The organism is Streptomyces sp. NPDC006235 (genome assembly GCF_040613735.1).
Classification (GTDB): Bacteria; Actinomycetota; Actinomycetes; order Streptomycetales; family Streptomycetaceae; genus Streptomyces.
Genome location: NZ_JBEXSR010000044.1, coordinates 73,212 through 82,939, shown reverse-complemented (window position 1 = coordinate 82,939; position 9,728 = coordinate 73,212). Strand labels below are relative to the sequence as shown.

The 9,728-nt window shown below is 70.4% G+C and carries 7 protein-coding genes; 3 read left to right on the top strand and 4 right to left on the bottom strand.

Annotated elements, in window-relative coordinates:
- Positions 1-401 precede the first annotated feature (401 nt).
- Both ABZ192_RS35700 and ptsP read left to right on the top strand, forming a co-directional pair.
- Complete coding sequence (locus ABZ192_RS35700) at positions 402-851, top strand: PTS glucose transporter subunit IIA (protein ID WP_356928626.1); 450 nt, start codon at positions 402-404, stop codon at positions 849-851.
- Between the two features lie 78 nt (positions 852-929).
- Positions 930-2,600: a phosphoenolpyruvate--protein phosphotransferase gene (gene ptsP, locus ABZ192_RS35695; RefSeq protein WP_356928625.1), complete on the top strand. Its 1,671-nt coding sequence runs from the start codon at positions 930-932 to the stop codon at positions 2,598-2,600.
- Between the two features lie 67 nt (positions 2,601-2,667).
- On the opposite strand, the gene ABZ192_RS35690 is transcribed toward ptsP, so the two are convergent.
- Both ABZ192_RS35690 and ABZ192_RS35685 read right to left on the bottom strand, forming a co-directional pair.
- Complete coding sequence (locus ABZ192_RS35690) at positions 2,668-3,558, bottom strand: hypothetical protein (RefSeq protein WP_356928624.1); 891 nt, start codon at positions 3,556-3,558, stop codon at positions 2,668-2,670.
- 177 nt (positions 3,559-3,735) lie between these two features.
- The gene (locus ABZ192_RS35685) at positions 3,736-5,703 is read right to left on the bottom strand and encodes an acetoacetate--CoA ligase (protein ID WP_356928623.1); all 1,968 of its coding nucleotides are present in this window, start codon (positions 5,701-5,703) and stop codon (positions 3,736-3,738) included.
- Positions 5,704-5,915: 212 nt separating this feature from the next.
- Between ABZ192_RS35685 and ABZ192_RS35680 the strand changes: the two genes are divergently transcribed.
- A complete protein-coding gene (locus ABZ192_RS35680) occupies positions 5,916-8,282 on the top strand; it encodes a glycoside hydrolase family 31 protein (protein ID WP_356928622.1) in 2,367 nt (788 codons plus the stop codon).
- A gap of 2 nt (positions 8,283-8,284) precedes the next feature.
- Here the strand turns inward: ABZ192_RS35680 and ABZ192_RS35675 are convergent, their stop codons facing one another.
- Together ABZ192_RS35675 and ABZ192_RS35670 are read right to left on the bottom strand one after the other, a co-directional pair.
- Positions 8,285-8,821, bottom strand: coding sequence for an NUDIX domain-containing protein (locus ABZ192_RS35675; protein ID WP_356928621.1), 537 nt, complete (start codon positions 8,819-8,821; stop codon positions 8,285-8,287).
- Between the two features lie 47 nt (positions 8,822-8,868).
- Positions 8,869-9,678 carry a M15 family metallopeptidase gene (locus ABZ192_RS35670; RefSeq protein ID WP_356928620.1) on the bottom strand — a complete coding sequence of 270 codons (810 nt, stop codon included), beginning with the start codon at positions 9,676-9,678 and terminating at the stop codon, positions 8,869-8,871.
- Positions 9,679-9,728: the final 50 nt, after the last annotated feature.

Genomic DNA, 9,728 nt, shown 5'->3' with positions numbered 1-9,728 from the left:
TTGGCACGCTGTTGAGTTCTCAAGGAACGGTCGCTTCCTTTGTACTCACCCTCTCGGGCTTTCCTCCGGGCGCTTCCCTTCGGTCTTGCGTTTCCAACTCTACCAGTGTTTTTCCGGCCCTCTGACCACCGTCCTGCAGGCATGCAGAAGGCGACCCCGAGATAGGATCTGGCAAGTTGGGTGCTGCCGGGCCAGGACGCGAGGCGTCGTTCAGCCCCAAGCAGGAGTACGACTGTACACGCGGCCGCGGAGCGGGTGCAAATTGATATGCGGTATGGTCTAGACCACTCTGAAGCGCTCCTGCGGAACCGGCACTTCAGGTGACATACCCTGCTGAACAGTGTGCCGCCCGGTACCGACAGGGACGGCCCATATCGATCTCCACCCCTGGGAGGCTTCCCATGACCACCGTGACGTCCCCGCTCGCAGGACGCGCCATCGGACTGGCAGCCGTGCCGGATCCGGTCTTCTCCGGGGCCATGGTCGGCCCGGGCACAGCGATCGACCCCGTACGTGAGCCTTCCGAGGCCGTCTCACCCGTGGACGGCGTCATCGTCTCCCTGCACCCGCACGCGTTCGTCGTGGTCGACGAGAACGGTCACGGTGTTCTCACCCACCTCGGTATCGACACAGTCCAGCTCAACGGCGAGGGTTTTGAGCTGCTCGTGAACAAGGGTGACACCGTCAGGCGCGGTCAGGGCATCGTGCGCTGGAACCCGGCAGCCGTCGAGGCCGCCGGCAAGTCCGCGATTTGCCCGATCGTGGCGCTGGAGGCCACGGCCGAAGCACTCTCCGATCTTCGTGACGACGGCGATGTGAAGGCCGGCGACAGTCTCTTCCTCTGGAAGTGACGTCAGTGCCGTCGTATGGCGGCTAGCAGGAGAACCAACGCGGCGGTCGGATCCGCCGCACTATCGGAGACGGGTGAGATGGACACAACGCTGCGAGGCGTCGGCGTAAGCCACGGTGTGGCTATCGGCGAGGTTCGGCACATGGGAACGGCGGTGCTGGAGCCGCCCGCGAAGCAGATCCCCGCGGAGGAGGCGGAGCGTGAACAGGGGCGCGCCCGCAAGGCCGTGGAGGCTGTGGCGGCCGACCTGATGGCACGGGGGAACCTGGCGGGGGGCGAAGCCCAGGCGGTGCTCGAGGCGCAGGCCATGATGGCCCAGGACCCCGAGCTGATGGCAGACGTGGAACGACGCATCGCCGTCGGCAGCACGGCCGAGCGTGGGGTGTACGACGCGTTCGCCTCGTACCGCGAGCTGCTCGCGGGTGCCGGTGAGTACCTCGCCGGTCGCGTGGCCGACCTCGACGATGTGCGGAATCGTATCGTCGCCCGTCTGCTGGGGGTGCCGATGCCGGGTGTGCCCGACAGCGACGAGCCCTATGTTCTTGTCGCCCGTGACCTCGCGCCTGCCGACACCGCGCTGCTGGACCCGACTCTGGTGCTCGGCTTCGTCACCGAGGAGGGCGGTCCGACCAGCCACAGTGCGATTCTGGCGCGGGCGCTCGGGGTGCCGGCCGTGGTCGCGCTGCCGGGTGCGGGTGAGCTCGCCGAGGGCACGATGATCGCCGTCGACGGCAGCACCGGTGAGATCTTCGTGGACCCGAGCGATGAGAAGAAGGCTCAGCTCGAGGCCGCGGCCGCCGAGCGGAAGGCGGCGCTGGCGGCCTCCACCGGTCCCGGTGCCACCGCGGACGGTCACAAGGTGCCGCTGCTCGCGAACATCGGTGGCCCGGCGGATGTTGAGGCAGCGGTCGAGGCCGGTGCGGAGGGGGTCGGCCTTTTCCGGACCGAGTTCCTCTTCCTGGACGACAGCAAGCAGGCGCCGTCGGAGGAGAAGCAGGTCGCCGCATACCGGCAGGTGCTGGAGGCGTTCCCCGAGGGGCGTGTCGTGGTGCGGGTGCTGGACGCGGGCGCGGACAAGCCGCTCGACTTCCTGACGCCGGTCGACGAGCCGAACCCGGCGCTCGGCGTGCGGGGTCTGCGGACTCTGCTGGATCACCCGGAGATCCTGCGCACCCAGCTGACGGCGCTCGCGAAGGCCGCGGAGGGGCTGCCGGTCTACCTCGAGGTCATGGCCCCGATGGTCGCGGACCGCACTGATGCCCGGGCCTTCGCGGACGCGTGCCGGGGGGCCGGGCTGCGGGCGAAGTTCGGTGCGATGGTCGAGATCCCGTCGGCCGCGCTGCGGGCGCGCTCGATCCTCCAGGAGGTCGAGTTCTTGTCGCTGGGGACGAACGACCTGGCGCAGTACACCTTCGCCGCCGACCGTCAGGTGGGTGCGGTCTCCCGTCTCCAGGATCCGTGGCAGCCGGCGCTGCTCGACCTGGTGGCGCTGTCCGCCGAGGCCGCGAAGGCCGAGGGCAAGAGCTGTGGCGTGTGTGGTGAGGCCGCGTCCGACCCGCTGCTCGCGTGTGTGCTGACTGGTCTGGGCGTCACCTCTCTTTCGATGGGCGCGGCGTCGATTCCCTATGTCCGGGCCACGCTGGCGAAGTACACGCTGGCGCAGTGCGAGCGTGCCGCGGCGGCGGCCCGGGCCACGGACAGTGCCGAGGACGCGCGCAGCGCGGCGCAGGCGGTGTTGTCGGGCGAGTGAGTCGCCATGGCCGGCCGAGGCTGCCCGGGCGGGGCGCTCCACTGCGGTGGGGCGCCCCGCCCGCTTTTCAGTGGTGGTGTCCCTGTTCGGGTTTCACCTCTCCCAGGTCCGGCGGCTCTCGGTAGTCGACGTTGGATTCGGGGGAGATCAGGTCGCCGGATTCGACGTCGGTGCAGTAGGCGTCGAAGACCTCTCCCGCGGTGAGGGGTTCGAGTCCGTATGCGCGCAGGCGCCAGCCGTAGACGCGGTCGGGGGTGCCTGGGGAGCTGGCGCGGATGACGAGGCCTCCGGGGCTTTCGGTGGCCAGGCCGAGGGCCAGGACCGTGGTGAACTCGAGGAATTCGGCCTCGTCCAGTTTCACGGCGCCGTCGGTGTCGGCGACGTGGAGGGCGGCGACGAGGGTTTCGGGCGGTCCGGTGACGCTGCATACGAGGTGCCGGTCGCCGGGTGGGGCCGTGTCGAGGATGCGGACGAGGAGGTCCGAGGCCCGGGTGAAGGCGGCGTGTCCGATGTCCTCGCCGCAGGCGGTGCAGGCGCCCAGGCGGGCGAGGAGTGTGGTCGCGTATTCCCAGGTGGCCTGTCGCACGGCCTCGTCGACGAGAGCCGGGAGGAGGTCCGCCAGCGGCTGGCCCTCGTAGGGGAGGGTCGGGCCTGTGACCGCGAGTCGTGCCGTGAAGCGTGTGCGGCTCGACGGATGGTCGGGATCAAGGCCGTTCTGCTTGCAGAACTCGGCGTACTCCTCGGGGTCGAAGAGGGCCACCGTGGTGTGACTGCCTTGCAGGGCTCGTGCCCTGAGGAGTCCTTCCACGTGTTCGAGGTAGGCGGCGTGGTCGTGGAAGGTGAAGCTTCGGTAGCGCCGCATGGCCCGGAAGTCGTGCTCGTCGGTGATCAGGCCGATGGTGCCGGCGATTTCTCGGTGCAGGACACGTCGCATGGTCCGGCTGTCCGTGTGCGTCATCGTTCCCCCTGTGCACGGTCGATCAATGCTCACTCACAGTAACCGGCGGCACTGACAACGGGGGTGGGCATGGTGATCACACATCCGGGCAACCGTGAAAACGGCAGGTCAGAAGCTACGAAGCTGGCATGATCACATCGACAGCCATGGTTACGACGAGTGGTCTCAGGGGGCCGGTCAGGCGCGTTTGCGGGCCAGGTCCTCGTAGAAGCCGAGCAGGTCGAGGTTGTCGATGGAGCCCGGGTTGACCGCCTTCTCCAGCGGGGTGCCCTGGAGGAGGCGTTTGACCGGGACCTCGATGCGTTTGCCGGTCAGGGTGTGCGGGACGCCGGGCACTTCGATGATCTCGTCGGGCACATGGCGCGGTGACAGTTGTTCGCGGATGGTCTGCTTGATGCGGTTCAGCAGGGCCTCGTCGAGGACGGCTCCGGGGGCCAGGTGCACGAAGAGGGGCATCCAGTAGCCGCCGTCCGGCTGTTCGAGGCCGATGACGAGGGATTCCCTGATCTCGGGGAGGCGCTCCACGGCCTCGTAGATGTCGGCGGATCCCATGCGTACGCCCTGGCGGTTGAGCGTGGAGTCGGAGCGGCCGTGGATGACGACGGATCCGCGGGAGGTGACGGTGATCCAGTCGCCGTGCCGCCAGACGCCGGGGTACGTGTCGAAGTAGCTGTCGTGGTAGCGGCTGCCGTCGGGGTCGTTCCAGAAGTGGATGGGCATCGACGGCATGGGGTTGGTGACCACGAGCTCGCCGACCTCGTCGACCAGGGGGTTGCCGCTCGGGTCCCAGGACTGGAGGTCGGTGCCGAGGCAGGGGGCCTGGAGCTCGCCGACGTGGACCGGGAGGGTCGGGACGGCTCCGGCGAAGCAGGAGCACACGTCCGTGCCGCCGCTGACGGAGGCGATCCACAGGTTGTCGCGGACCTCGTCGTGGAGCCAGCGGAAGCCGTCGGGGGGCAGGGGGGAGCCGGTGGTCGCGACGCACTGGACGGAGGAGAGGTCGAAGTCGCGCGACGGGTGGACGCCCGCCTTGCGGCAGGCCATGACGTAGGCGGCCGAGGTGCCGTAGAGGGTGGCCTTGGTGCGTTCGGCGATGCGCCACTGGGCGCCGGTGTCCGGGTAGCCGGGGCTGCCGTCGTAGAGGACGATCGTGGTGCCGGTGAGCAGGCCGGAGACGAGGAAGTTCCACATCATCCAGCCGGTCGACGTGTACCAGAAGAAGCGGTCCTCGGGGCCAAGGTCGCAGTGCAGGCCGAGTTGCTTGAGGTGCTCGACGAGGATGCCGCCCTGGGACTGGACGATGGCCTTGGGCAGGCCGGTCGTGCCGGAGGAGTACAGCACCCACAGGGGGTGGTCGAAGGGCACCTGCTCGAAGACGGGGGCCGTGTCGGCGGCGGTGAGGGCCGCCCAGTCCAGGGCGCCCTCGGGTGCCTCGGTGCCAAGGAGGGGGATGTGGACGACGGCGCGCAGGGTGGGCAGTTCGCGGCGCAGTTCGGCGACGATCTCGCGGCGGTCGTGCTCCTTGCCGCCGTAGCGGTAGCCGTCGACCGTGAACAGCACGACGGGTTCGACCTGCTGGAAGCGGTCGAGGACGCTGCGGGCGCCGAAGTCGGGCGCGCAGGACGTCCAGACGGCGCCCACGGCGGCTGTGGCGAGGAGGGCGACCACAGCCTGCGGGACGTTGGGGAGATAGCCGCTGACGCGGTCTCCGGGGCGTACGCCGAGGGCGCGCAGTTCGGCGGCCAGGGAGCCGACCTGGCGGCGCAGCTCGGCCCAGGTGACGGGGCTCGGTTCGTGCGTCTCGTCGACGTGCAGGAGGGCAGGTTGGTCAGCGCGGGTGTCGGCCGCACGCAGCGCGTGTTCGGCGTAGTTGAGGGTCGCCCCGGGGAACCACTGGGCGCCCGGCATCGAACGGTCGCCGAGCACGCGCGCGTAGGGCGTCGAAAAGCGGACGTCGAACCACTCCGTCAGGGCTTTCCAGAAGGTGTCCAGCTCGTCGACGGACCAGCGCTGGAGGGCCGCGTAGCCGCCCTCGGCGGGGGCGCCGTGGTGCTCGGCTGCCCAGGCCTGGAACCTCGTGATCCGTGCCCGTGCGATGCGCTCGGGGTCTGGCTGCCACAGCGGCTGAGGACTATCGGTCGACATGGTCGGCTCCCGGACTGTGCGCGTCGTGTGCGTCCTCCGCGCACGGGCTGGGGTGTGCGCGTGACGCGGCTGGCACGGACAATGCCACGTGATCGACTTCGGCACCAGGGTGCGCCCCACATAGTCCAGGTCGTGAAGATGTGGTCCCGGCACGGATGAACGGCAGTTGAACGACACGCGCTTCTGGGGCGGTCAGTGGCAGGGTGAGCAGCATGAACGGTCGTGACCTGGTGCGTTCGGTGAAAGCGGTGGGTTCGGTGGGCGCGGCACAGGGTGTGCGTACCGTACGAGCAGCGTGGCGCAGGCGGCGGGCCGACGCCACCGGGCTGCCGTCGCGCGGGGCGGAGCGTGCCCGGGTGCCCGGGGCCGTGCAGGAGGCGGAGCCGGGGCCGGGGGGCGGTGTCGTCCGGTTCAGCCGGTCGGAGCTGCGGATTCTCGTCGCCGTGAGCGGAGCCGTCTTCTGGGGCTGGGACGGGGCGGAGCCCGAGCCGTCGTACGCGCTGGCCGGCCGGTGTCCGGAAGCGGATCCCCGGGCGGTGCTGGAGCCGGACAAGGACGGCGGCTGGCGGGTGGTGGCCGAGCGGGTGACGGTCGTCGTGTCGCGGCATGGCGCGGTGGAGGTGCGCACCCCCGGTGGCGTGACGCTGCGCCGTGATCTTCCGCCGCGGTGGTGGGAGCCGGTCGGGGGCGGTCCGGCGCGGTGGATGCAGCGGTCGGAGGTGGCTGCCGACGCGCGGTTCTTCGGGCTCGGTGGTCGTGCTTCGGGTCCTCGGCTGCCGGACGGGACGTACCGGCTGTGGAACACCGACCCCGGTTTCGCCTTCGCGCCTGGTGACGACCCGCTGTACATCACGATGCCGGTGCAGATGGTGGTGTCCGACGGCGGTACGCATCTGGTGTTCCACGACAGTTCGTGGGACGGCACGGTGACGCTGCGGGAGGGCGAGGAGGGGGCGGGTTCCGGGCACGACCGGGTCGGGACGAGCGAGCTGCGGATGGACGGCGGTCCTCTGCGCTGCTGGGTGATGGTGGGTACCCCCGCGCGCGTGCTGCTCGCCTGGGCCTCGCTCACCGGCGCGCCCGCCCTGCCGCCCGAGTGGGCGCTCGGGCATCACCACGCGCGGTGGGGGTTCGGCAGCGAGCAGGAAGTGCGGCGGGTCGTCGCGGGTTACCTGGAGCACGGTCTGCCGCTCGACGCCGTGCACCTGGACATCGACCATTTCGACGCGCATCAGGTGTTCACGGTCGACCAGGACCGCTTCCCGAAGCTGCCCGTTCTGGCCGAGGAACTCCGGCGGGAGGGCATCCGGCTGGTGTCGATCATCGACCCGGCCGTGAAGGCCCTGCCCGGCAATGCCGCGTACGACGGTGGGACGGCCGGGGACGCGTTCGTGCGGGACGCCTCGGGGCAGGTCGTGCGGGGTGTGGTGTGGCCCGGGGATGCGGTGTTTCCCGATTTCACGCACGCGCGCGTGCGTGCGTGGTGGGGCGGTCTCTACGAGGAGCGGCTCGCCCAGGGGTTCTCGGGATTCTGGCACGACATGAACGAGCCCACGTCGTTCGCCGCCTTCGGGGAGTCGACGCTGCCGCGTTCGGCGCGGCACTCCTTGGAGGGGCGGGGCGGTGACCACCGCGAGGCGCACAACGTGTACGCGCTGTGCATGGCCAGGGCGGGCTTCGAGGGACTGCGGAAGCTCGCGCCCGAGGAGCGGCCGTTCCTGTTCTCCCGCTCCGGGTGGGCCGGCATGCAGCGCTACGGCGGAACCTGGTCGGGGGACGTCGCCACCGGCTGGCCGGGACTGCGGGCTTCCCTGGCCTTGGTGATGGGGCTCGGGCTGTGCGGCGTGCCGTACTCGGGGCCGGACATCGGAGGCTTCGACGGGGACCCCTCCCCCGAGCTGTACCTGCGGTGGTTCCAGCTCGGTGCGTACCTGCCTCTCTTCCGCACGCACGCGAGTCTGCGGGCGGGGCGCAGGGAGCCGTGGGAGTTCGGTGCCGAGGTGCTGGAGCACGCGCGCGTGGCGCTCTTGGAGCGCCGGCGGCTGCTGCCGTACTTCGTGACGCTGGCGCATCTGGCGCGGCGTACTGGAGCGCCCTATGTGCGGCCCCTGTGGTGGGCGGCGCCGGAGGAGCGGGCGCTGCGTGACTGCGGGGACGCCTTCCTGCTGGGTGACAGCCTGCTGGTGGCGCCGGTGCTCGACCCGGGCGCGGACCGGCGTGCCGTGCAGCTTCCGCGGGGGCGCTGGTACGACACGGTGACGGAGCGGGCGTACGAGGGGCCGGCGCAGGTGCTCGTCGACGCGCCTCTGTCGCGGATCCCGGTGTTCGCGCGCGCGGGTGCGGTGCTCCCCGTACAAGGGGAGGACGGCGGGCTGGAGCTGGAGGTGTGGGCGCCCGCCCGGGGGCGGACCGGGGGCGGGCTGGTCGTGCAGGACGGGGGCGACGGGTGGGACGAGCCGGAGATCGAGCGCTATACCGCTCGGTGGGCGGGCTCCCGGGTCGTCGTCGAGCGGGAGGGTGAGGACGGCGGGAGCGTGCCGTCCCACCCGGTGCGCGTCCGCGGGGCCGGGGAGCGCTGAGCTCAGATGTAGCGGCCTTCGAACCAGGCCCGTACGGCCACGGTGTGCAGGGGGAAGGCCAGTTCATCCGCCCGGCGCAGGAGGTGCCAGCCCTCCGTCTCGTCCGTGGTGGCGGAGGGCGGCAGGCCCTCGACAGGGCGTTCCGGGAGGAGGCCGAACAGCAGCAGGTGTCCGTCGGGCGAGCTCATCGCGTCGACGAGGCGTACGTCGCGGGCGGCCGCGTCGATGCCGGTTTCCTCCTTGAGTTCGCGTACGAGGGCGTGCCGCCAGTCCTCCCGGTCGTTGATGTAGCCACCGGGCAGGGCCGTGCCCCCGCGCGCGGGAGCGACGGTTCGGGTGATGACGACCAGGGCGGTGCCCTTGGTGTCGTACACGGGCTGGAGGGCCACCGCGACGGGGAGGGGATTGCGGTAGGCCACGTTGCCGCACGCCGGGCAGGTGCGGGGCCAGCCGGAGACGCCCTCTCCGTAGGGCGCGCCGCAGCTCGAACAGTGGGAGTCCGGCGCGGAGTTGGAACTGGAGTGCTGAGTTTCGGACACGCGGCGGACTGTAGCCGATCACGGAGAGGACGTCTCGGGCGGGCGGCTCAGTGAGCGCTGGAGAGCGCCTTCCTGGACACGGGGAAGTCGAAGTAGGTGTCCGGGTAGGGCTCGGGCTTGTAGGTGTAGTGCCACCACTCCTCTGCCAGGTTCACGAAGCCGAGGCCCTCCAGGGTGCTCTTGAGCAGCAGCCGGTTGGCGCGCTGTGCGCCCTGGACGCGAGGGTCGAGGGTGTGCGAGAGGGTGTCGAAGCAGTCGAAGCCGGTCCCCATGTCGACGGAGTTGTCGGGGAACCGCTCGTCCTTGGGGGCGAAGCACGGCACGAGGGGCTCTCCGGGGTGGTACGGCCGGGTCGGTTTCGCCGGCAGTTTCACGAGGGTGACGTCGAGGGTCGAGCCGCGGCTGTGGCCTGACTTCTCGGCGATGTAACCGTCGGTGAACAGCCGGGTCTTGTCGACGTTCGGGTAGAACTCGCCCTTCATGGCCTGGTCGTCGAGGTCCTCGGCCCAGCGGACGAAGTGGTTCACCGCGCGCTGCGGCCGGTAGCAGTCGTACACCTTGAGTGTGTATCCCTGGCGCAGCAGCTTCAGTTGGGCCCGGTGGAGGGCTTGGGCGGCGGGGCGGGTGAGGACGCAGATCGGCTGGGCGTAGCCGTCGATGCGCTCGCCGACGAAGTTGTGCGGGGTGAAGTAGCGCATCTCCTGGACGATCGTCGGGTCCACGCTTCTCAGGGCCACGAAGTCTTCAGGCGCATGGGGCCCGGTCTCGGCCTGGGCGGTGGTGGTGGGGGCGGTCGCTGCCAGCACGGCGGCGAAGGCGGTGATGAGGCCGCGTGCCACAGTGGAGAGTCGTGTCATGGCTCCTGCGTCTACCAGGAGACGGTCCCGCCGGGGAAGGGATGCCGAAA

Coding starts and splice junctions, on each gene's coding strand:
- ABZ192_RS35700 (WP_356928626.1), top strand. CDS start 402: ATGACCACCGTGACGTCCCCGCTCGCAGGACGCGCCATCGGACTGGCA.
- ABZ192_RS35680 (WP_356928622.1), top strand. CDS start 5,916: ATGAACGGTCGTGACCTGGTGCGTTCGGTGAAAGCGGTGGGTTCGGTG.
- ABZ192_RS35670 (WP_356928620.1), bottom strand. CDS start 9,678: ATGACACGACTCTCCACTGTGGCACGCGGCCTCATCACCGCCTTCGCC.
- ABZ192_RS35690 (WP_356928624.1), bottom strand. CDS start 3,558: ATGACGCACACGGACAGCCGGACCATGCGACGTGTCCTGCACCGAGAA.
- ptsP (WP_356928625.1), top strand. CDS start 930: ATGGACACAACGCTGCGAGGCGTCGGCGTAAGCCACGGTGTGGCTATC.
- ABZ192_RS35685 (WP_356928623.1), bottom strand. CDS start 5,703: ATGTCGACCGATAGTCCTCAGCCGCTGTGGCAGCCAGACCCCGAGCGC.